This window comes from Variovorax sp. LjRoot84, from assembly GCF_964254305.1.
Classification (GTDB): Bacteria; Pseudomonadota; Gammaproteobacteria; order Burkholderiales; family Burkholderiaceae_C; genus Variovorax.
Genome location: NZ_CAXUTE020000001.1, coordinates 2,524,048 through 2,545,655, shown reverse-complemented (window position 1 = coordinate 2,545,655; position 21,608 = coordinate 2,524,048). Strand labels below are relative to the sequence as shown.

At 67.8% G+C, this 21,608-nt stretch carries 20 protein-coding genes; 9 read left to right on the top strand and 11 right to left on the bottom strand.

The features are described 5' to 3' along the window. Positions 1–7: 7 nt before the first annotated feature. Positions 8–1,306, bottom strand: a complete 1,299-nt coding sequence (locus tag ACSQ9I_RS12950; protein ID WP_436313425.1) for a SlyX family protein — start codon at positions 1,304–1,306, stop codon at positions 8–10. Between the two features lie 550 nt (positions 1,307–1,856). Here ACSQ9I_RS12950 and ACSQ9I_RS12945 point away from each other — a divergent pair. The 4 genes from ACSQ9I_RS12945 to ACSQ9I_RS12930 all read left to right on the top strand — a co-directional run bounded on the left by ACSQ9I_RS12945 (position 1,857) and on the right by ACSQ9I_RS12930 (position 4,463). Continuing rightward, positions 1,857–2,861: a hypothetical protein gene (locus tag ACSQ9I_RS12945; RefSeq protein ID WP_436313424.1), complete on the top strand. Its 1,005-nt coding sequence runs from the start codon at positions 1,857–1,859 to the stop codon at positions 2,859–2,861. Between the two features lie 81 nt (positions 2,862–2,942). Then, positions 2,943–3,290, top strand: coding sequence for a hypothetical protein (locus ACSQ9I_RS12940; protein ID WP_244503949.1), 348 nt, complete (start codon positions 2,943–2,945; stop codon positions 3,288–3,290). 10 nt (positions 3,291–3,300) lie between these two features. Beyond that, positions 3,301–3,981 (top strand): C39 family peptidase, encoded by a 681-nt coding sequence (locus ACSQ9I_RS12935; protein ID WP_436313423.1) that lies wholly within the window; start codon positions 3,301–3,303, stop codon positions 3,979–3,981. Continuing rightward, complete coding sequence (locus ACSQ9I_RS12930; protein WP_093109171.1) at positions 3,981–4,463, top strand: hypothetical protein; 483 nt, start codon at positions 3,981–3,983, stop codon at positions 4,461–4,463. Before ACSQ9I_RS12935 ends, ACSQ9I_RS12930 begins: the two co-directional genes overlap by 1 nt. Positions 4,464–4,469: 6 nt before the next feature. On the opposite strand, the gene ACSQ9I_RS12925 is transcribed toward ACSQ9I_RS12930, so the two are convergent. Continuing rightward, positions 4,470–5,195, bottom strand: coding sequence for an HAD family hydrolase (locus ACSQ9I_RS12925; protein ID WP_093109170.1), 726 nt, complete (start codon positions 5,193–5,195; stop codon positions 4,470–4,472). A gap of 15 nt (positions 5,196–5,210) precedes the next feature. On the opposite strand from ACSQ9I_RS12925, the gene hemH reads away from it, so the two are divergent. Beyond that, positions 5,211–6,242 (top strand): ferrochelatase, encoded by a 1,032-nt coding sequence (gene hemH / locus ACSQ9I_RS12920; RefSeq protein ID WP_436313422.1) that lies wholly within the window; start codon positions 5,211–5,213, stop codon positions 6,240–6,242. Between the two features lie 2 nt (positions 6,243–6,244). Here hemH and ACSQ9I_RS12915 read toward each other — a convergent pair whose 3' ends face one another. The 8 genes from ACSQ9I_RS12915 to ACSQ9I_RS12880 form a co-directional block, all read right to left on the bottom strand. Then, complete coding sequence (locus ACSQ9I_RS12915; protein WP_436303807.1) at positions 6,245–6,751, bottom strand: DUF1993 domain-containing protein; 507 nt, start codon at positions 6,749–6,751, stop codon at positions 6,245–6,247. Positions 6,752–6,797: 46 nt separating this feature from the next. Next, positions 6,798–7,673 carry an alpha/beta fold hydrolase gene (locus ACSQ9I_RS12910; RefSeq protein WP_436313421.1) on the bottom strand — a complete coding sequence of 292 codons (876 nt, stop codon included), beginning with the start codon at positions 7,671–7,673 and terminating at the stop codon, positions 6,798–6,800. After that, positions 7,670–8,734, bottom strand: a complete 1,065-nt coding sequence (locus tag ACSQ9I_RS12905) for a branched-chain amino acid ABC transporter permease (protein WP_436313420.1) — start codon at positions 8,732–8,734, stop codon at positions 7,670–7,672. Before ACSQ9I_RS12905 ends, ACSQ9I_RS12910 begins: the two co-directional genes overlap by 4 nt. 49 nt (positions 8,735–8,783) lie before the next feature. Beyond that, entirely contained in the window at positions 8,784–9,767 is a 984-nt protein-coding gene (locus ACSQ9I_RS12900) for a branched-chain amino acid ABC transporter permease (protein WP_436292508.1), read from the bottom strand. Next, positions 9,764–10,492 carry an ABC transporter ATP-binding protein gene (locus tag ACSQ9I_RS12895; protein ID WP_436303805.1) on the bottom strand — a complete coding sequence of 243 codons (729 nt, stop codon included), beginning with the start codon at positions 10,490–10,492 and terminating at the stop codon, positions 9,764–9,766. The genes ACSQ9I_RS12900 and ACSQ9I_RS12895 overlap by 4 nt, the downstream gene beginning before the upstream one ends. Continuing rightward, complete coding sequence (locus ACSQ9I_RS12890) at positions 10,489–11,322, bottom strand: ABC transporter ATP-binding protein (RefSeq protein WP_436313419.1); 834 nt, start codon at positions 11,320–11,322, stop codon at positions 10,489–10,491. Before ACSQ9I_RS12890 ends, ACSQ9I_RS12895 begins: the two co-directional genes overlap by 4 nt. A 4-nt stretch (positions 11,323–11,326) precedes the next feature. Then, the gene (locus ACSQ9I_RS12885; protein WP_436313418.1) at positions 11,327–12,523 is read right to left on the bottom strand and encodes a substrate-binding domain-containing protein; all 1,197 of its coding nucleotides are present in this window, start codon (positions 12,521–12,523) and stop codon (positions 11,327–11,329) included. 151 nt (positions 12,524–12,674) lie between these two features. Beyond that, positions 12,675–14,198 (bottom strand): sigma-54 interaction domain-containing protein, encoded by a 1,524-nt coding sequence (locus tag ACSQ9I_RS12880; protein ID WP_436313417.1) that lies wholly within the window; start codon positions 14,196–14,198, stop codon positions 12,675–12,677. A gap of 236 nt (positions 14,199–14,434) precedes the next feature. On the opposite strand from ACSQ9I_RS12880, the gene ACSQ9I_RS12875 reads away from it, so the two are divergent. The 4 genes from ACSQ9I_RS12875 to ACSQ9I_RS12860 are packed head-to-tail and all read left to right on the top strand — an operon-like array spanning position 14,435 to position 20,588. Continuing rightward, positions 14,435–15,913: an efflux transporter outer membrane subunit gene (locus tag ACSQ9I_RS12875; RefSeq protein ID WP_436313416.1), complete on the top strand. Its 1,479-nt coding sequence runs from the start codon at positions 14,435–14,437 to the stop codon at positions 15,911–15,913. Continuing rightward, positions 15,910–17,061: an efflux RND transporter periplasmic adaptor subunit gene (locus ACSQ9I_RS12870; RefSeq protein WP_436313415.1), complete on the top strand. Its 1,152-nt coding sequence runs from the start codon at positions 15,910–15,912 to the stop codon at positions 17,059–17,061. The genes ACSQ9I_RS12875 and ACSQ9I_RS12870 overlap by 4 nt, the downstream gene beginning before the upstream one ends. Continuing rightward, on the top strand, positions 17,058–20,183 hold the full coding sequence (locus ACSQ9I_RS12865; RefSeq protein ID WP_436313414.1) for an efflux RND transporter permease subunit: 3,126 nt from the start codon (positions 17,058–17,060) through the stop codon (positions 20,181–20,183). Before ACSQ9I_RS12870 ends, ACSQ9I_RS12865 begins: the two co-directional genes overlap by 4 nt. A gap of 39 nt (positions 20,184–20,222) precedes the next feature. Further along, positions 20,223–20,588, top strand: coding sequence for a hypothetical protein (locus ACSQ9I_RS12860; RefSeq protein WP_436313413.1), 366 nt, complete (start codon positions 20,223–20,225; stop codon positions 20,586–20,588). 6 nt (positions 20,589–20,594) lie between these two features. On the opposite strand, the gene ACSQ9I_RS12855 is transcribed toward ACSQ9I_RS12860, so the two are convergent. Continuing rightward, the gene (locus tag ACSQ9I_RS12855) at positions 20,595–21,548 is read right to left on the bottom strand and encodes a hypothetical protein (RefSeq protein WP_436313412.1); all 954 of its coding nucleotides are present in this window, start codon (positions 21,546–21,548) and stop codon (positions 20,595–20,597) included. Between the last annotated feature and the right edge of the window lie 60 nt (positions 21,549–21,608).

The following is a 21,608-nucleotide window of genomic DNA, read 5'->3' as shown; positions in this document are numbered from 1 at the left end:
GACCCGGCTAGAAAGACATCGGCACCCTGACCGTCAATGTCAGGTCGGGCGTATCCCGCGTCAGCCCTGCACCCACGGTCACGTTCACCGCGGTCTTGTCGCTGATCCGGTACGAGTAGCCCAGATTGAGCGATCCCAGCTGCGTGCGTACCGAGGTCACCACCGGTATGCCGTTCTGCCTGGTCTTGCCGATGGAATTGAGCTCCACGCCGACGCTGAATGACGAGCGCTCGTTGAGCGCCAGCCCCATGCCGAAGTTGACGCCGAAGATATTGCCAGGCTTGACCGAACCGATGAACTCGCGCTCGCCGTTCAGCACCAGGCGGCTCAGGTTGTCGCGGCCGAAGTTGTGCGTATAGGTGAAGCTGCCGAAGAACACCGCCGGATCGGTGGGCAGCAGCCAGGTGAGCCCGGTCTGCAGCGAATAGAAGCCCGAGCCCGTCGGCAGGTCCAGTGGCAGGCCGCTGCCCGTCGTGTTGCCGATGCAGCGCGTGATGCAGTCGGTGACCACCTCGAAGGGGTCCTTGCCGGTGCGGGTCTTGAAGCGCAGCGAGCCGATCATGTAGGGCCAGTTGCCCTTGCCTTCGTTCAACTGGTAGCGCGCCGCAAGCTCGATGTCGCCGATCGACCGGCCGCTGGTGTCGAACACCCGTTCGTTCGCGGAGCCGGTGAAGATCTCGCGGCTGATGGTGGAGTCGGAACGATAGACATAGGGAACCTTCGCTTCCAGTTCCAGCCGGTTGGTGATGCCCCAGCGGCCGGCGACCGCGGCGGTCAGGGTGTTGCGCTTGACCTCGCGCACGTCGACCAGGCCGATCAGCAACGCGGGGATCACCGTGTAGCCCACCAGCGCGACGCGGTTGTTCGACGAATAGGCGTATTGCAGCGAGGGCTCGATCACATATTTGCCGCGCGGCGTGAGGATGCCGGGCTGATCGAAGATCGGCGCCACCTCCGGCATCTGAAGCGCATCGCCGCTGGGCGCCACGCCTACCCGCACCGGTCGCGGGCCGGTGTCGGCGACCTCGGTCGCCGCGGGCTTGCTTTCGGGTGGTGGTGCGCTGCGCGCCTCCTGGGTCTGCAAGCGCTCCTGCAGTTCGCGATACCGGGCCTCCTGCTCCTGCGCCTGCTGCCGCAGTGCCTCGATCTGACGTCCCTGCTCAGTCAACTGCTGCTGCAGCGCCTCCATACGTTTGGTCGCGCTCTTAGCGGGCGATGTACCCTGGGCCTGCGCAACAGCGCCCGACCATGCCAATGAAGAACAGGCCAGGAACGCAAGCGTCCTGTGCTGCCGGGATGTCTCCATATCTCCACCTCCCTTGTTTTTTCGCTCGGGGGTTGAATGTCGCGCGCCAGCGTAAACGCATCTTTCAAAACGTGGCAAGATGCAAGTTGAAAACAAAAGTAATGGCGAATGCACTGTCTCAAAACTGATGCAGTTCCGCTCGAGCTTCCCTGGCGCCTCGCAGCGCATGCAGTGCGACGCAAGTCCTTGCGGCACAACGCAAGAGACCGGTAACGCGCTCGCTCCATGGCGCGGCCGCCTGTCACAGCGGTGAGACAGCAGGCGCATCCAGTCGTCCGGCCGAACCCGGAGTCCTCCAAGGCGAAAGCACTACCGCACGTGCGATCGGTCCTACACAACCGTCAAGGCGCTGTGACAAATCGTTCGATTGCACGGCCGTGCGCGCGCCGGCGAAATGCGCACGGCCTGGGCAACCGGAGGGGCGCTTCCCTCGGAGACGAGCGCCATGCGAATGAGGCCACGCTGTGTTGGCACCGAAGTTGCACGAGGTCTCTTGAATTGCGGCGACGCAACTCATCCGCGCTTTGTCACGTCAACAAATGGAGACCCTATGAAGAAGACACTTCTGGCTTCGGCCATCACGGTTGCATTCGGGTTCAGCGGTGTGGCGTTTGCCAACGACACGGGCCAGCTCGCGGTTCAATTGACCGGTGAAGGCGACAACACGAGCACGAACACCAGTACCTCCAGCAGCACGAGGACCAGCACCAGCACGCGCACCTCGTCGCGCAGCGACAGCAGCACCAACAAGGATTCGGGTGACGCCTACACCAGCGCTGCACGCTCCGCCGCGCTCAACAACGGCTCCACCGGAACCTTCAGCAATGCCTTCAACGTGACGAAGGCGACGGCCACCAGCAATCTGACCGGCGTGGTGACGGGCAACAGTGTCTACAACATCGGCAACCAGGCCTACAACACCGGCTCCGCCGCGGGCGGCACCGGCAACGGCGGCTACGGCGGCGTCGGCCGCGGCGGCTCGGCCTCCGGCACCGGCACCGGCGGCAACGGCGCAGTCGGTGCGACCGGCGGCAACGCCTCCAACGGCGCCATCAGCCATGGCAGCGCGACCAATGGCAGCGCCAGTGCGGGCAGAGGCGGCGACGGCTATGGCGGCGGTGCGAATGGCTTCAATGCCAGCGGCATCGTGGTTGCGGATGACGACGGCACGGCCACCAGCACCAACGGCGGCTCGCGCACGGCAGGCGCAGGCACCGGCGGCGCCGGCGGGTCGGCCACCAACGGCAGCGCGACCAACGGCAGCGCCAGTAACGGCAACAACACCGCGGGCAGCGGCGGCGCGGGCGGCGCCGGTGGTGCGGGCAACGGCGGCACCAACACCGGCAACGGCGGCACGGGCGGCGTGGGCGAAGGCGGCAGCGGCGGTGCGGGCGGGACCAACACGGTCAACGCCGGGACATTCAACATGTCCAACACCATGACCAGCGTCGGACAATCGGCGGCCGGCATCATGATCGCGAACCAGAACAGCGGCTTCTCGTCGCTGGTCCAGCAAAGCGTGAACGTGCAGGCCAACCTGGCCGTGGGACGGTAGGCCCCAGAGCTCGCACTCGCCGTGGGGCCTGCAGCGCATGCAGGCCGCGCGGCGATGCCGGCTCGCTCACCGGAGAGACACATGAGATCGATCGCACTCTTCGGGTCCGTCGGCCTGGTCGCGGCATTGATGTTGGCGCAAAGCGCCGCGGCGCAGACGTCGGTGGTGCCGAACGGCACGACGGCGTTCTCCAAACCCGTCGATTCGGCGGTGCTCGCCACCTACCGCGGCGGCAACCAGCTGGTGCACAACGAGATGGAACTGACGGGCACAACGGCCGACAACACGGCCCGCAACGTCACGACGGGCAGCAACGCCATCAGTTCAGGATCCTTTGCCAACATGACCGGCCTGCCGGTGGTGATCCAGAACACCGGCGCGAACGTGCTGATCCAGAACGCCGTGATCCTTCACCTGCAGATGAACTGACGGGGGCCCGATGCGCGGCCTCTTGCTCTTCATCTCGCTGATCGCAGCGGCCAGCGCAGCGCCGGGTCAGGTGGCGCACCTGCCGTCCATGGGCACGGGCGACGTGATCATGCCGGTCGTCAGCATGCGGCAGGCACGCCTGGCCGGCACGCTGCTGCAGAAGTACGACTTCAGCTGCGGATCGGCGGCGCTCGCCACCTTGCTCACGCACCACTACGGCTACCCGGTCACGGAGCAGATGGTGTTCGAGGAGATGTACGCCCGCGGCGACAAGAAGAAGATTCACACCGAAGGCTTCTCGCTGCTCGACATGAAGCGTTATCTGGCCGCGCACGGCTTCGAGGCCGACGGCTTCGAACAGCCGCTGGACAAGCTCAACGAGGCACGCGTTCCCGCCATCGTGCTGATCAACGAGAACGGGTATCACCATTTCGTGGTGGTCAAGGGCGTGCAGGCCGACCGGGTGCTGATCGGCGACCCGGCGCAAGGCACGCGCGCGCTGCCGCGCAAGACCTTCGAAGCCATCTGGAAGAACAACCTGCTGTTCGTGGTTCACAACCGCATGGAGTCGGCGCGCTTCAACCTGGCGGCCGATTGGCGCGTGGCGCCGCGTGCGCCGTTGGGCGGCGGCGTCAGCCGTGAAGGCCTCTCCCACATCACCCTGCCCAAGCTGGGACCGGGAGAGTTCTGATGCGCACCGCCCGCCTGCTCTGCGCCCTGCTCGGCTTGGCCCTGTGCCTGCCGGCGCGGGCCGACGCCGTGTGGGAGGCCGTGAGCGACCGGACGCTGGACGGCCTGCGCGGCGGCTTCGATGTGGGCGGCGGCCTGCTGGTCAGTTTCGGCATCACGCGTGCCGTCTACATCAACGGCGACCTGGTCACTCAAACCACGCTCAATTTCGGCCGGCTGTCCGAGCTGACGCCGGCGCAAGCCGCGCAGCTCAACCAGCAGATGACGGCGCTGAACCTGGTGCAAACCGGGCCGAGCAACAGTGTCGCTCCGGACGTCCTGTCGACGGGCGCGGGCACCATCATCCAGAACACGCTGAACAACCAGCACATCGTGAATCAGACCGTGATCGATGCCCGCAGCAACGCGATGGGCATGATCAAGAACCTCAATATCCAGAACACGCTGAACGATGCCTTGACCCGTTCGGCTGCCCCGCGCTGAGTCCTCTCAACCTGCGTCGAGCGCCATGCACAAGGCATGCAGGTTCGGCACGATCAGCTGCGGCCGCGCGCCATGTTCCCAGGGCCGCTCGTCGCGCACCAGCCAGGCGGCCTGCATGCCGGCATCGAGCGCACCGACCACGTCGAGCGCCGCATCGTCACCGACGTGGAGCACATCCTTGGGCAGCAAGCCGACCGAGGCCGCGGCGGCGCGGAAGATCGGCGCATGCGGCTTGCCGCTGCCGAACTCGCGCGCGTTGAAGGCGGCGCGAAACCAGCGCCCGACTCCGGTCTGATGGACATCGGCATTGCCGTTGGAGACGGCCACCAGCGGATAGCGTTCGCTGAGCCACTTGAGCGCGGGCAAGGCGTCGTCGTAGAGCGTCACGCGCTGGCGTTCGGCGAAGAAGATCTCGAAGGCCGGATCGGCCAGCGCCGGGTCTTCGCCCGCGCGCCTGAGCGCCGTGCGTATCGATTCGCGCCTGAGCGCACTCAGGTCGTGCGCAAGATCGGAACGCTCCTTGGCCGTGGCCTCGCGCAGTTCGCGCAAAACGCCGGGCGTCACCAGCAGGTTCGCGGTCTTCGGCGCCTCGCGCACCAGCCATTCGTAGAGCACGCGCTCGGCGCGTTCGATGGTGGGCCAGATCGGCCAGAGCGTGTCGTCGAGGTCGAGCGTGATCGCGGCGATGCGCTTCACGTCGAGGGTCAGGGAATCGGGGGTCGCAAAGGCCATGACCGAGAATAGCGCATGCCTTTTCGCCCTGAAGCTCCTGCCGTCGAAACGAACCAGGAGCGCACCGCCGTGCTCTGGTGCAACCTCGGCTCGCCAGACGAGCCGACCGCCGCCGCGGTGCGTCCCTACCTTGCCGATTTCCTGGGCGACCCGCGCGTGGTCGAGATTCCGCGGGCCCTGTGGGCGCTGATCCTGCACGGCATCATCCTGCGCACGCGACCCGCCAAGTCGGCTGCCAAGTACGCCAGCATCTGGACGCCCGAAGGCTCGCCGCTCAAGGTCTGGACGAAGAAGCAGGCCACCCTTTTGGCGGGCTGGCTCGGCGAGCGCGGCCACCGCGTGACGGTGCGCGACGCGATGCGCTACGGCAACCCGTCGATCGCCGCGCAGCTCGATGCGCTCAAGGCCGAAGGCGCGACCCGCGTGCTGGTGCTGCAGGCCTATCCCCAGTATTCGGCCACCACCACGGCGAGCGTGATCGATGCCGTCAACGCCTGGAGCGCGCGCGTGCGCCGCGTGCCGGAGTTCCGCTTCGTCAATCAGTACCAAGACGAGCCGCTCTACATCGAGGCCTTGGCCCAGAGCGCGCTCCGCTACTGGAAAGACCACGGCCGGCCCGACCAGCTGGTGATGAGTTTCCACGGCATCCCCGAGCGCAATATCCGGCTCGGCGACCCCTACCAGGCCCAGTGCCTAGTAACCGCCGGCCTGCTGGCCGAACGGCTGCAACTCACGCGCGAGCAGTACCGCGTCACCTTCCAGTCCCGCTTCGGCCGCGCGAAATGGCTCGAACCCTACACCGAGCCGACCCTGCGAGAACTCGGCGCGACGGGCGTCGCGCGCGTCGACGTGATGTGCCCCGGCTTTCCGGCCGACTGCCTGGAGACGCTGGAAGAGATCGCGATGGAAGGCCGCGAGGCCTTTCTGCATGCGGGCGGGAAGGAATTCCACTACATCCCCTGCCTCAACGACAGCAGCGCGTGGATCACGGCGCTGGCCGCGATCGCGGAACGCCACTTGAGCGGCTGGCCGACGCGTTCGGCCTGAGTTCAATAGCGGCCCAGGTAGTCGCGCTTGCCGATCGGCACGCCGCTGTGCCGCAACACGTCGTAGGCCGTGGTCACGTGAAAGAAGAAGTTGGGCAGCGCGAACTGCAGCAGGTAGCGCTGGCTCGTGAACTCCAGCTCGTTGCTGCCCACCTTCATCGAGACGGACCGTTCCTCGAAGCCGTCGATCTGGGCGCGATCGACGCTGTTCAGGAAGTCGACCGTCTTGGCGATGCGCGCCTGCAATTCGTCCCAGGTCTTCTCGGTATCGGGAAAGCTCGGCGCCGTGATCGCGGCCAGCCGCGCGGCACCGAGCTTGGAGGCGTCGCTGGCGCGCTGGATCTGCCCTGCCAAGGTCAGCATGTCCGGCGCGAGCCGCGCATCGACAAGCGTCGCTGGGTCGATTCCCGAGGCCTGCGCATGCGCGAGCCCCTTGTCCAGCAGATGGGAGAGTTGGCCGAGCCCGCGGATGAACACCGGGATCGAGATGTCGTAGAGGGAAAGCGTCATGAAAGCTCCGGATTGATGCAGCGGCCGATTGTGGCCATTGCATCAATCACGTGCCGGCGGCGCGCACAAAGGCCTCGATCGGCGCCAGATGCTCCGGCACATTGAGCGCCGGCGCATGACCGCAGCCCGGCACTTCGATGATCTGCAGGCGCCCCGCGGCGCCGGGGCCTCGGCGACGCATCTCGTCCAGCGTCGCCGGCAGCACGAGATCCGACTCCGCACCGCGCAGGCACAGCACCGGCACTTCGATCGCGTCGTAGTGCGACCAGAGCAGGTAGTCCTCCGGATGGGCAACGAACTGGCGCACCATGGCCGGGTCGTAGTGCGGCGTCACGCGGCCGTCGGGCAGGCGGCGCGTGGAGGTCTCGGTGAGCCGGCGCCATTGCGCGTCGCTGAGCCAGCCGTAGGGCTTGTAGACCGTGCGGAAGAAAGCCTCGAGCTCGGCCACGGTGTCGAAGGCGGGCGGCTGGCCGGCATAGGAACGGATGCGCTCGACCGCGGCTTGCGCGATCTGCGGCGCGTTGTCGTTGAGCACCAGGCTCGCGATGCGCGGTTTCATGCGCGGCTCCAGCAGCCCGCCGGCACAGACCATGCCGATCGCGCCGCCCATCGAGGTGCCGACCCAGTGCACTCGCTCGAGCGCGAGCGCGTCGCAGAGACCGGTCGCCAGGCGGGCATAGAAGGACAACTGGTACTCGTCGTCCGGCGCCGGGCTCCACTGGCTCAGGCCGCGGCCGATGGTGTCGGGGCAGATCACGCGGAAACCGCGGTCGGCGAAGTGCACGGCCAGCTCGTCCATGTCGCGAGCGGTGCGGGCCAGCCCGTGCCAGGCGATGAGCACAGGGCCGCCGGACGTGCCCCAATCCATCCAGTGGATCTCGCGTCCCGCGATCTGCAGGTAGTTCGAAGTCGGTGCGTTCATCGGAGAGCCCTCGCACGCAGGCGACCGACGATGCCGGTCGGGAAGTAGTAGACCGAGAGCACGAACAGCACGCCCAGCCACAGCAGCCAGCGATCGGGCGAGAGCAGCGCCGCCAGCCAGGGCGCGCCGCTCGTGGCTTCGCTGCCGATGCGCAGCAGGTCCTGCAGGTAGCTCTGCGCGACCACGAAGAGCGCCGCGCCGACAGCCGCGCCGTAGAGCGTGCCCATGCCGCCGATCACGACGATGAGCAGCACGTCGACCATGATCTCGAAGCTGAGCGAGGTGTCGGGTCCGTTGTAGCGCAGCCAGATCGCGAGCATCGCGCCGGCCAGCGTCGCGAACAGTGCCGACAGCACCGAAGCCGTCGTGCGGTAGACCACCACGCGGTAGCCTATCGCCTCGGCGCGGAACTCGTTCTCGCGGATCGCCTGCAGCACGCGGCCGAAGGGCGAGTTCACGATGCGCAGCAAGGCCAGCACGAGCACCACCGCGGTCACGAACAGCAGGTAGTAGCAGAGCAGCCGCCCGTCGAGCGAGACGCCGAGAAAAGGTTCTTCGGCGAACTCGAAGCTCGGCGAGATCAGCTCGGGCAGCTTGAAGGTCAGGCCGTCCTCGCCGCCGGTGAAATCCGACAGCTGCGAGGCCAGCGTCTGGAAGGCCGAGGCCACCGCGAGCGTGATCATCGCGAAGAAGATCGCGCGCACCCGCAGCGAGAACAGCCCAATCGCGAGCGACAGCACCAGCGAAACCGCGAGCGCCGCGCCCAGGCCCAGCAGCACGGTGCCCCAGCCGGGCCCGAGCCGCGTCGCCGAGATCGCGATGCCGTAGGCGCCGATGCCGAAGAACATGGTGTGCGCGAAGCTCACGATGCCGGTGTAACCGAGCAGCAGGTCGAAGCTCGCGACCAGCACGATGAACACCAGCACCTTGGCCGCGACGCTCAAGGCCTTGACGCCAGGGAAGATGAAAGGCGCGAGGGCCAGGCCCAGCACCAGCACGACGAGCAGCACCGCGAGCACGCGACTGCGCGGCATGTCGTTGGAAAGAAGGCGAGACAGCATGAATGAATCCGATCGTCCTGAGTCCTGAGCGTGTCGAAGGGTCGAAGGATCAACGGCTGCTGGCGACGGGGTACACGCCCTGCGGCCGCCACAGCAGCACCGCCACCATCAGCGCGATGCTGGCGAACTGCGTCGCGGTCGGCAGCAGGAAGCCGGTGTAGTTGGTCATGAGGCCGACCAGCAAGGCGCCGATCAGCGCGCCGGTGGTCGAGCCCAGGCCGCCGATGATGATCACGATGAAGATCAGCACGTTGACCTGCGCGCCCATCTGCGGAATGAGGTTCTGCTGGAACAGGCCCCACATCACGCCGCCCAGTCCCGCGAGCGCGCTGCCGACCACGAACACGCCGACGAACAGGCGCCCGATGCGGTAGCCGAGCGACTCGACCATCTCGCGGTCCTGCACGCCGGCGCGGATCAGCAAGCCGATCTTGGTGCGGCCCAGCGTCCAGGCCAGGAGCCCGAAAACGAAGACGCCGACCGCCACCGCAAGGATGCGGTACTTGCTGATCGCCGCATCGCCCACCAGCAGCGAGCCGCGCAGCGCATCAGGCAGCGGCAACGGAAGTTGTCCCGGACCCCAAATCATCTTGATCAGCTCTTCGCCGATGATCAGGCCGCCCACGGTGATGAGGATCTGCTTCAGGTGCTGGCCGTAGACCGGCCGCACGATGAAGCGCTCGAAGGCCAGGCCGACCGCGCCGGCCACCGCCATCGCGACCAGCATGGCGGGGAAGACCGCTACCAGGTTGCGCCACAGCTCCTGCGAGCCGGTCCAGTCGCTCATGCCGCCGAGCACCGTGCTGGCCACGAAGGCGCCCAGCGCGATGAACACGCCGTGGCCGAAGTTGAGCACGTCCATCAGGCCGAAGATGAGCGTCAGGCCCGAGGCGATGATGAAGATGATCATGCCCATCGCGAGTCCGGCGACGGTGAGCGTGAGCCAGGTGGAGAAGGAGCCGGTCAGCGGGAACGCGATCAGCGCGATCACCGGCACGAGCGCCATCGGCTTCCAGTCGAAGTCGAGTTTCATAGTGCCAGCCCCAAGAGCGATTGCTGCAGTTGTTCGTCGGCCGAGAAGGCCGCCATCGTCCCGCTGTGCACCACGCGCCCGTTGTCCATCACGGCCACGGTGTCGCCCAGGCGCTGCGCGAAGTTGATGTTCTGTTCGACCAGCAGGATCGTGACGCCGCTCCTCTTGAGCTCGCTGAAGGCGTCGATCATGTTGTTGATGATGGCCGGTGCGAGACCCTTGCTGGGCTCGTCGATGATCAGCAGCTCGCGCGGCTCGACGATCGCCCGGGCCACCGCGAGCATCTGCTTCTGGCCGCCCGAGAGCTTGCCGGCAGGATGGTTCCAGAATTTCTCCACCGCGGGGAAGAGCTTGAAGATCCACTTCAGGCGTGCGTCGTCCATTTGCTCGGCGTTCTTGGCCGCGCGCGCCGCGAGCAGCATGTTCTCCTTGACCGTGAGGTCGGAGAAGATGCCCATGTTCTCGGGCACGTAGGCGATGCCGAGCCCGGCGATCTGCGGCGTGTGCAGCGCAGTGATGTCCTGTTCGCCGAAGCGCACGCGGCCTTCGGACGCATGCCACAGGCCCATGATGGTCCTGAGCGTGGTGGTCTTGCCGGCGCCGTTGCGGCCCAGCAGCATCGTGAGCTGGCCGCGGGGCACCGCAAGGTCGACGCCGTGGAGGATGTGATAGGCGCCGATGTGGGTATGGACGCCTTCGAGTTGCAACAAGGCTGGATGGCTCATGGTGTTGCTCCTTCCCCCGGGCGGGGGAAGGCCAGGATGGGGGCGGTCACATGCCGCGAAGCGTCCTCGGCGCCAGCCGCAGGCAAGCCGAGGTAAGCCTCCTGCACGATCGGCGAAGCGATCACCTCCGACGGCTCGCCATCGGCCACGAGCTGCCCGTTGTGCAGCACGATGATGCGGTCCGCGAGCTCGCGCACCACGTCCATCTTGTGCTCGACCAGGAGGATGGTCTTCGTCCTGTCTTTCTTGAGCGCGCGGATCAGGTCGAGGATCACCGGCGCCTCGGCCGCGTTCATGCCGGCCGTCGGTTCGTCGAACATGAAGACCTTCGGTTCGAGCGCCATCAGGAGCGCGACTTCGAGCTTGCGCTGGTCGCCGTGGGGCAGGCTTGCGACCGTCGCATGCTCCTTGGCCTTGAGCGCGACCTCGGCCAGGATCGCATCGGCGCGCTCGGTCAGCGCGCGATGATCGCTCCAGATGCTCCAGAGATTGAGCCCGCGCCGGTGCGCGCCCTCGCGCGTCGCCTGCACCGCGAGGCGCACGTTCTCGAGCACCGTGAGATTGGGAAAGAGATTCGTCAACTGGAAGGCCCGGCCCAGCCCGGCCCGCGTGCGCGCCGAGGCGCTCTGCCCCGACAGCAACTGCCCGTCGAGCAACACCGTGCCGGCCGTCGCCTTGAGTTGCCCCGAGATCAGGTTGAAGTAGGTGGTCTTGCCCGCGCCGTTCGGGCCGACGATCGCGGTCAGCGTGCCAGGTGCAAAGCTGCAACTGACATCGTTGACCGCGACATGGCCTCCGAAACGGACGGTGAGTCCGCGCGTTTCGAGCATCGGGCTAGCGCTTGTTCTTTACCGGGATGTCCATCTCGGACGCCTTGATCTCGTGCACCAGCTCCGGCACGCCCCAGGCAAACGCCGGGTCGGCCTTGATCTTGAAGTGGTACATGCTCTGCAGCGCCTGGTGGTCTTCCTTGCGGAAGGTCATCGGGCCCTTGGGCGTGTCGAAGCTCATGCCTTCCATGGTGGAAATGAGCTTGTTGGTGCCGGTGTCGCCGCCGGTCTTCTTGAGCGCCGTCACCACCGCCATCGCAGCCGAGAAGCCGCCGGCCGTGAAGAAGTCCGGCGGCGTCTTGAACTGCTTGTAGTGGGCCGCGACCAGCGCCTCGTTCACCGGATTCTTCGGGATGCCGAAGTAGTAGTAGGTCGCGCCTTCCATGCCCGGGAACTGCTTGTAGCTGGCCATCGCCGGCAGGATGTTGCCGCCGGTGGCGATCTCGATGCCGTAGCGCTTCAGGTCGAGGTCGGCGATCTTGAACGGGTTGCCGGCGCCGGCCCACACGATCCAGATCACCTTGCGGCCCGGCAGGTCCTTGAGCTTGTCGATCAGGCGCTGGGCGCCGGCCGTGAAGTCGGTGGTGTTCTGCGGCAGGTACTCCTCGTGGACGACCTTGGCCTTCTTGACCGAATCCTTGAAGGCCTTCACGCCGTCGCGGCCGAAGGCATAGTCCTGTGCCAGCGTGGCGATGCTGACGCCGGGCTTGTCGAGCGCCACCGCATTGCTGATCGCATCCTGGCTCGAATTGCGGCCGGTGCGGAAGATGTACTTGTTCCACTTGTCGCCGGTGATCGAGTCGGCCACCGCGGGCTCGACCAGCAGGATCTTCTTGTACTCCTCGGCCACCGGCAGCATCGCCAGCGCAACGCCGGAGGACGTGGGGCCGACCGCGAGCGCTGCCTTGTCGTCGGCATAGGCCGCCGCCAGCAGCGACTTGCCGAGGTCGGGCTTGCCCTGGTCGTCCTTCTCGATCACGACGAGCTTCTTGCCGTTGACGGCCATGGTGCCGCCCGTGGCGTATTCGAGGCCCATCATGAAGCCGGTCTGGGTCTGCTTGCCATAGGCTTCGAGCGGACCGGTCTTGCTGTAGATGTGGGCGATCTTGATCTCGTTCGACTGGGCCCAGGCGGGGGTCGTGAGAGCCGAAGCGGCCAAGGTGGCGAGCGCCGCGATAGCGACGATGTAACGACGGTGCATTCTTTGTCTCCTGATTTGGGATGACTGAATATTGCACAGTTCGTGCCAGTCACGATCGCCTTGATGGCAAAGGACTTTCCCTCGTACGAAGACGCGGAAGACTGGAATCAAGACACTTGAAATGCCTTAATTTCAGACAGTTGCATGTTTTTCAGTCAGGGTTTTCCAGACGTTCGTAGAGCGTCGCGCGCGAGATGCCGAGCAGCCTGGACGCCGCCAGCTTGTTGCCGCCGGTCTCCGCCATCGCGGCGGCGATCGCCCGGCGTTCCAGCTCCGCGATCTGCTGCGCGAGCGGCCGCAGCAGCGCCTTGCCGTCGTCGGCTTCGGAGGCCGCCGGCAGCGCATCGGGCGCCGCAATCTTTTCCTGCCCGGTCTCGCGCAGGATGCGCTCGAGCTGCGCCGCGTCGATGCGCTGCGAATCGCTGCGCATGGTCACCTGCTCCAGCACGTTGCGCAGCTCGCGGATGTTGCCGCGCCAGTGCTGCGCGGCCAGCAGCGCCAGCGCATCGGGCGTGAGCTCGGGCGGCGCCTCAGCGCTGCGCAGCGCCATGTCCTCGCCCAGCGCCTCGACCAGCGCCGGAATGTCGGCGCGCCGCTCGCGCAGCGGCGGCACGCGCACCGGCAACACGTTGAGCCGGTAGTACAGGTCTTCTCGAAAACGCCCTTCCCGCACCAGCACCGCGAGGTCGCGCGAAGTGGCCGCGATCACGCGCGCATCGAAGGGCACCAGCTTGTTCGAGCCCAGCGGCTCGATCTCACCCTCCTGCAGCGCGCGCAGCAGCTTGGCCTGCAGGCCGAGCGGCATGTCGCCGATCTCGTCGAGGAACAGCGTGCCGCCGTCGGCCAGCTTGAACTTGCCTTCGCGCGCCTTGCGGTCGGCGCCGGTATAGGCGCCGGGCGCGACGCCGAAGAACTCGGCCTCCAGCAGCGTGTCGGGCACGGCCGCGATGTTCACGCTCACGAAGAGCTTCTGTGCGCGCGCCGAGGCCGCGTGGATCGCATGCGCGAGCAGCTCCTTGCCGGTGCCGGTTTCGCCCAGGAGCAGCACCGGGCTGGAAGACTGCGCCGCACGCCGCGCATGGCGCTTGACCTCCACCGCCGCCGGGCTGCTGCCGATGAAGCTGGCGAAGGTGTACTTCGAGCGGCGCAAGCCGTCGGCCGACTGCTGGTAGAGCGGGTTGTTGCGCTGGCTCGCGAGTTCGCGCCGCGCATCGTCGAGGTCGCGCTGCAGCAGCGCGAACTTGCTGATGAGCGGCTGCAGCGTGTCTTCCGGATGGTCGAACAGCACGATGCCGATCGCGCCGATGACCGCGCCGGCCGCGCCGCCCTCGCCCTCCTCGCGCAAGGGAATGCGGCTGACGACGAAGGTGCCGGCCTTGTTGGTGAGCAGGTCGATCAGGATCGGCTCGCCGGTTTCGAGCACGCGATGCATCAGCGTGTTGGGAATCACGTCCTCCACCTGGTGGCCGAGGAACTGGTCGATGGACGAGAAGCCCAGCGCCGGCAGGAAGCGCCGGTAGCCCTCGTTGACCCAGACGATGCGCCCGCCGCGGTCGACCAGGAACATGCCCTGGCTGATGCTGGAGAACAAATGGAACATCGAGCGCGCGGCGAGCGCGAGGATGCCATCGGCATCGAGCGGCAGTGCGGGCGGTGGCGCGGTGGCGGCTGACATGGCCGGATCGTAGCGCGCGCATCCTGCGGCGCATCAATGGCCCACGAGTTCGGCATCAATGAATTCTTAGCACTTGGTTAGGATGCAAGGTTTTTCGAGTTGCAGTAAGGGCAATGGTTCTCGAGGCTCGCAGACTTGCTATGCTGCGCGCCTTGCACGGCCCACCCGGCTGCGCCCCGGCCCAGCGGCGAACGATCGGTTCGCCAGCCACGCCACTTTTGCGGAACGCTTTTCTCATGAGGAACTCCCGGCTTCCCGCGCTCTGGCTCGCGCTTCCCCTGCTGCTGTCGGCCTGCGCACTGCCGCGCCCGCCCGAGCAGGTGACTGCACCGACGCCCACGCAATGGCACACGCCCCTGCCCCATGGCGGCTCGCTGCCCGTGCTGGCCGACTGGTGGCGCCAGCTCGACGATCCGCTCCTGGTCGAATTGATCGACGCGGCACAGGCCGCGAGTCCCAGCGTGGCCAGCGCGGCCGCGCGCATTGCCGAGGCGCGCGCGACGCGCGTGTCTGCGGGTGCGGCACTGGCACCGAATCTCACGGGCAACGTATCGGCCAGCCGCGGCAACTCGCCCACCAGCGGCTTCGGCGGCACCGGTAGCAGCGGCAGCGGCCTCACCGCGATTCCGCCGGTCACGACGATCCAGGCTGGCCTGCAATCGAGCTGGGAAATCGACCTGTTCGGCGGCCTGCGCGCGAGCCGCGATGCGAGCCAGGCTCGGCTTGCGGGCGCCGATGCGAAATGGCACGAGGCACGGGTCTCGATCGCAGCCGAAACCGCCACCGCCTACCTCGGCGAACGCGCCTGCCGGCGCCAGCTCGCCGTGGCCACATCCGACACGCAGTCGCGTGCCGAGACCGCACGGCTGAACGATCTGTCGATGCGCGCCGGCTTCACCGCGCCGGCCGACGCCGCACTCGCACGCGCCGGTGCCTCCGATGCGTCGGCGCGCCTCACGCAGCAGCGGGCGCAGTGCGCGGTGCAGCAGCAGGCGCTGGTCGCTCTGAGCGGCATCGATGCGCGCACGCTGCAGGCCAAGCTCGATGCCGCGCCGGTCGATCGCCCGCTGCCGGCAGTCCAGGCCGTCGCCAGCGTGCCGGCCGAGGCGCTTGCGCAGCGGCCCGACGTGTACTCGGCGGAGCTCGGCGTGGCCGCGGCGAGCGCCGACGCCGGCGCGGCGCTGGCGCAGCGCTTTCCGCGCCTCACCCTGCAAGGCTCGATCGGGCGGCTGCAGATCCGCACCAGCGGCATCCGCGAGACGATGGACAGCTGGACCATCGGCCCGGTCGCGCTCAGCGTGCCGATCTTCGACGGCGGCACGCTCGCGGCCAATGTCGATGCCGCGCGGGCGCGCTACGACGAGGCCGTCGCGCTCTACCGCGCCAACGTGCGCCAGGCGGTGCGCGAAGTCGAGGAAGCGCTGATCAACCTGCAGAGCACCGATGCGCGCGCCGGCGATGCCAATGCCGCGGTGCAGAACTACCAGGCCTCCTTCGATGCCACCAGCGCGCGCTACCAGAGCGGCCTGGCCAGCCTGTTCGAACTCGAGGATTCGCGGCGCACGCTGTTCGCGGCGCAGACCGCGCGCGTCTCGCTGCAGCGCGAGCGCGCCGAGGCCTGGGTGGCGCTCTATCGCTCGATGGGCGGCGGCTGGACGCGGCCCGGATCCGCAACGACAACAACGACCTCAACGACAGCAACGTCGCCATCATGAAAAGAATGAAGCGTTCCACCCTCGTCATCGTGCTCGCCGTGGTCGTGCTGCTCGCCGCGGCCGCGTTCATGTTCTCGCGCGGCAAGCCGGAGGGCGCTGCCGCCAAGCCCAAGGATGCGGCGGCAGCGCCGGCCAAGCCGGCGCTGACCGTGACCATCGCCAAGCCCGAGACCAGCGAGCTCACCGTCACGCTCGCGGCCAACGGCAATGTCGCGGCCTGGCAGGAAGCCAGCATCGGCTCCGAATCCAACGGCCTGCGCCTGGCCGAGGTGCGGGTCAACGTCGGCGACGTGGTCAAGAAGGGCCAGGTGCTCGCCACCTTCTCGGCCGAGACCGTGCAGGCCGACGTCGCGCAGGCACGCGCCTCGCTCGCCGAGGCCAAGGCCACCGCCGCCGATGCCGCCGGCAACGCCGCGCGAGCCCGCACGCTGCAGGCCACCGGCGCGCTGAGCCAGCAGCAGATCAACCAGTACCAGACCACCGAGCAGACGGCCAAGGCCCGCGTCGAAGCGGCCGAGGCCGTGCTCGCGGCGCAGCAGGTGCGCGGCCGCAACACGCAGGTGCTGGCGCCCGACGACGGCGTGATCTCCTCGCGCACCGCCACCGTAGGCAGTGTGCTCAGCGCCGGCACCGAGCTGTTCCGGCTGATCCGCCAGGGCCGGCTCGAATGGCGCGCCGAGGTGACCTCGGCCGAACTGAGCCGCGTGGCGGTCGGCACGCCGGCCATCGTCATCAGCGCCAGCGGCGCCCAGGTCAGCGGCAAGGTGCGCAGCATCGCGCCGACGGTCGATCCGCAGACGCGCGCGGCGCTGGTGTACGTCGACATTCCCAACGTTTTGGAGAACACCGGCATCAAGGCCGGCATGTTCGCGCGCGGCGATTTCCAGCTCGGCCGCAGCAGCGCGCTCACCGTGCCGCAGGCGTCGATCGTGCCGCGCGACGGTTTCAACCATCTGCTCTTGCTGCAGCCGGACAACCGCGTCGCGCAACTCAAGGTCGAGACCGGCCGCCGCGTCGGCGATCGCGTCGAGATCACGACCAGGCTGCCGGCCGATGCGCGCGTGGTGGTCCAGGGCGCCGGCTTCCTCAACGACGGTGACCTGGTGCGGGTGGTGGACGCCTTGCCGAACAAGGAGCAGCGTCCATGAACGTCTCGGCCTGGTCCATCCGCAACCCGATCCCGGCGGTGATGCTGTTCGTGCTGCTCACCTTCGCGGGGCTGCTGTCCTTCAACGCGATGAAGGTGCAGAACTTCCCCGACATCGACCTGCCGACCGTCACCGTCTCGGCCTCGCTGCCGGGCGCCGCGCCCTCGCAACTCGAGACCGACGTCGCGCGCAAGCTCGAGAACTCGATCGCCACCGTGCAGGGCCTGAAGCACATCACGACCAAGGTGCAGGACGGCGCGGCCACGCTGATCGTCGAGTTCCGCCTCGAGAAGCCGGTGCAGGAAGCGGTCGACGACGTGCGCTCCGCGGTGCAGCGCGTGCGCGCCGACCTGCCGGCCGACGTGCGCGACCCCGTAATCAACAAGCTCGATTTCGCAGCCCAGCCGGTGCTGGCCTTCACCATCGCCTCCACGCGCATGGACCCGGAGGGGCTCTCTTGGTTCGTCGACGACACGGTGACCAAAAAGCTGCTCGCCATCAGCGGCGTCGGCGCCGTCAACCGCGTGGGCGGCGTCACGCGCCAGGTGCACATCGACCTCGATCCGGGCAAGCTGCAGGCGCTCGGCGCCACCGCGGCCGACATCTCGCGCCAGCTGCGCCAGGTACAGACCGAAAGCGCCGGTGGCCGCACCGACCTGGGCGGCAGCGAGCAGCCGGTGCGCACGCTGGCCACCGTGCGCTCGGCCGACGAGCTGGCGGACATGCAGATCCCGCTCTCGGACGGCCGCCGCATCCGGCTCGACCAGGTGGCGCGCGTCTCCGACACCATCGCCGAGCCGCGCGCTGCCGCGCTGCTCGACGGCAAGCCGGTGGTCGGCTTCGAAGTCGCGCGCAGCCGCGGCGCGAGCGAGGTCGAGGTCGGCGGCGCGGTGCAGAAGGCGCTGGCCGAGCTGCGCGCGCAGCATCCGGACATCCAGCTCACCGAGGCCTTCAACTTCGTCGAGCCGGTGCAGGAAGAGTACGACGGCTCGCTGCACCTGCTCTACGAAGGCGCCCTGCTCGCCGTGCTCGTGGTGTGGCTGTTCCTGCGCGACTGGCGCGCCACCTTCGTCTCGGCCGTGGCGCTGCCGATGTCGGCGATCCCGGCTTTCATCGGCATGTACCTGTTGGGCTTCTCGATCAACGTGGTCACGCTGCTGGCGCTCTCGCTGGTGGTCGGCATCCTGGTGGACGACGCGATCGTGGAGGTCGAGAACATCGTGCGCCACCTGCGCATGGGCAAGAGCCCCTACCAGGCGGCGATGGAGGCCGCCGACGAGATCGGCCTGGCGGTGATCGCCACCACCTTCACGCTGATCGCGGTGTTCCTGCCCACCGCCTTCATGAGCGGCGTGGCCGGCAAGTTCTTCAAGCAGTTCGGCTGGACCGCCTCGCTGGCGGTGTTCGCCTCGCTGGTGGTGGCGCGGATGCTGACGCCGATGATGGCGGCCTATATCCTGAAGCCCCTGGTCGGCGCCGAGAAGGAGCCGCGCTGGCTCGCCTTCTACATGCGCCTGGCCGAGCGCAGCCTGCGGCACCGCTTCACCACCATGGTGCTGGCCACCCTCTTCTTCTTCGGCTCGGTGGCGATGATCCCGCTGCTCAAGACCGGCTTCATCCCCCCCGACGACAACTCGCAGACCCAGGTCTATCTGTCGCTGCCGCCGGGCTCGACGCTGGCCCAGACCATGGCGATGGCCGAGGAGACGCGGCAACGCGTGATGGCGGTCGAGCATGTGAAGAGCGTCTACACCACAGTGGGCGGCGGCAGCGCGGGCGGCGATCCCTTCGCCAACTTCGGCACGCCCGAAACGCGCAAGGCCACGCTCACCATCAAGCTGGCGGACCGCGGCGACCGGCCGCGCAAGCAGGGCATCGAGAACGAGATCCGCAGGGCGCTCGAGACCCTGCCCGGCGTGCGCAGCACCGTGGGCCTGGGTGGCTCGGGCGAGAAGTACATCCTGGTGCTGACCGGCGAAGACCCGGCGGCGCTCACAAGCGCGGCACGCGCGGTCGAGAAGGACCTGCGCACCATTCCCGGCCTGGGCAACATCACTTCGACCGCGAGCCTGATCCGTCCCGAGATCGCGGTGCGCCCGAACTTCGCGCGCGCGGCCGACCTGGGCGTCACCAGCTCGGCCATCGCCGAGACGCTGCGCGTCGCGACCCTGGGCGACTACGACCAGGCGCTGCCCAAGCTCAACCTGGCGCAGCGCCAGGTGCCGATCGTGGTCAAGCTCGAGGACTCGGCGCGCCAGAACCTCGCGCTGCTCGAACGGCTCAGCGTGCCCGGCAAGAACGGCCCCGTGATGCTCGGCCAGGTCGCCACGCTGACGATGGAAGGCGGCCCGGCTGTGATCGACCGCTACGACCGCTCGCGCAACGTTAACTTCGAGATCGAGCTCTCGGGCGTCGGCCTGGGCGATGCGAAGACCGCGGCGATGAAGCTGCCCTCGATCCAGAACCTGCCGCCCGGCGTGCGGGTGGCCGAGGTCGGCGACGCCGAGATGATGAGCGAGCTGTTCGCGAGCTTCGGCCTGGCGATGCTGACCGGCGTGCTGTGCATCTACATCGTGCTGGTGCTGCTGTTCAAGGACTTCCTGCACCCGGTCACGATCCTGTGCGCGCTGCCGCTGGCGCTCGGCGGCGCCTTCCTCGGCCTGCTGATCGGCCAGAAGGCGCTCTCCATGCCCTCGATGATCGGCTTCATCATGCTGATGGGGGTAGCGACCAAGAACTCGATCCTGCTGGTCGAATACGCGATCGTCGCTCGCCGCGACCACGCCATGAGCCGCTGGGACGCGTTGCGCGACGCCTGCCACAAGCGCGCGCGGCCGATCATCATGACCACGCTGGCCATGGGTGCCGGCATGACGCCGATCGCCTTCGGGCTGAGTGCGGCCGATTCCAGCTTCCGCGCGCCGATGGCGATGGCGGTGATCGGCGGCCTGATCACCTCCACCGTGCTGAGTCTGTTGGTGGTGCCGGCGGTGTTCACCTACATCGATGACATCGAACACTGGATCAAGCGCAAGGTCGCGCGCATCCGCGGCCGCGCGCCCGACCCTGCCGATGCGCCGGAAGGGGCGCCGCCGCTGAAGCAGCAGCCGGCGCCGAACTGAGGCAGCATGGGCCATCGTGATCCCACACGGAGGCAAACCATGAACCCGAAGCGCATTCCTGCCGCGATGTTCTGCGCCGTCCTGCTGGCGGCGGCCACGGCCGCGGGCGCCCAATCGGCCCAAGAGGTGCAGGCCCGGCAACGCTACGAAAGAGAGATCGCGGCCTGCAACAGCGGCACGCTGGCGGCGCCGGCGCGCGAAGCCTGCATCCGCGCCGCCGGCAACGCGCTGGACCGCGCCCTCGGCGGCCCGCCAACGGACGTCACGGCGCCCTCCGCCGACGGCCGCGCCACGATCGTCAGCCCGGCCGGCGCGCCACTGCCCTCCAGCGGCTCCGATGCGGTTCGCTCGCGCGACGGCCGCGCAACCATCGTGCTGCCGGCCGATCGCACCGCGCCTCGCTAGCCGGCATCATTGCAGTCCGGCCAGGGCGGCCTGGATGCGCTGGCCCTGCGCAGGCGTGATCAGCCCCGTCAGCAGTTCGCCGAAGCGCGCCTGGCCTGCACCCGAGTGGATGTACTGCCACCGGTAGGCCGCCAGCAGGGTCTTGCGGATGGTCTCTACCTCGCCCGCGTCCAGCACGCCGGCCTGCGGCTTGTTGGCCATGAAGTACGCACTATCGGCCTCCGCCTGCAATTGCAGCAGGCCGTCGATGCCGGCCACCAGCGCGATGAGATCGTCGACGGCCGCATCGCGTTCTTCCGGCGTGAGCTTCGCGTCCTCGCGCTGCCACTCGAGTTCGTCGAGCACGGCATGCTGCGACTCCTCCTTCCAGTGGAAGAGGAACACGTCCTTGAAGAGCGCCGAGATCTCGGCATCCACCGCAATGCTCTCGCGGTAGTGCACCTGCGTGACGAGTTCGACGTCGCAGGTCAGCGCGAGCACAGCCCAGGTGCACTTGCCGAGCACGAACTGCGCCACCGTGTTGGGCTCGGGCACGAACAGGTAGCCGGCCGGCATGCAGCGCGCGGCCAGGCCTTCGATGCGGCGGAACAGCTCCTGGTGCTTGAGCTCCTCGTCGGTGAAGCGCACCAGCGCCTCCAGCGCCACCTGGTCGCCCAGCCAGTGATCGCGGCTCACTTCGAGCATCTTGGCGCCGACGAAGCGTTCGAGCAGGCCGAACATGCTGGCGTAGGTGCGGCCCTGGATCCGGTTCAGGAAACGCCGCTCGCCGGAGCTCAGGAAAGCGAGGCGCTCCTGCAGCAGCGTCAGCCCGTCGGGCAGGAACTTGTCGGCCGCGCCGAACTCGCGCTGGCGGATCACGTCGCGATCGATGTCCCAGCGGATGCGCTTCGAGTTCTCGATGCAACGGGCATAGCGGAGGGTGGATGTCGCCTGGGACGACACGGTCTGTACGGACTGCATGGTGGGCTCCTTCGAACGCGTCAGGGGATGAACTCATTGTTCGAAGAAGCAGCCTTCGGG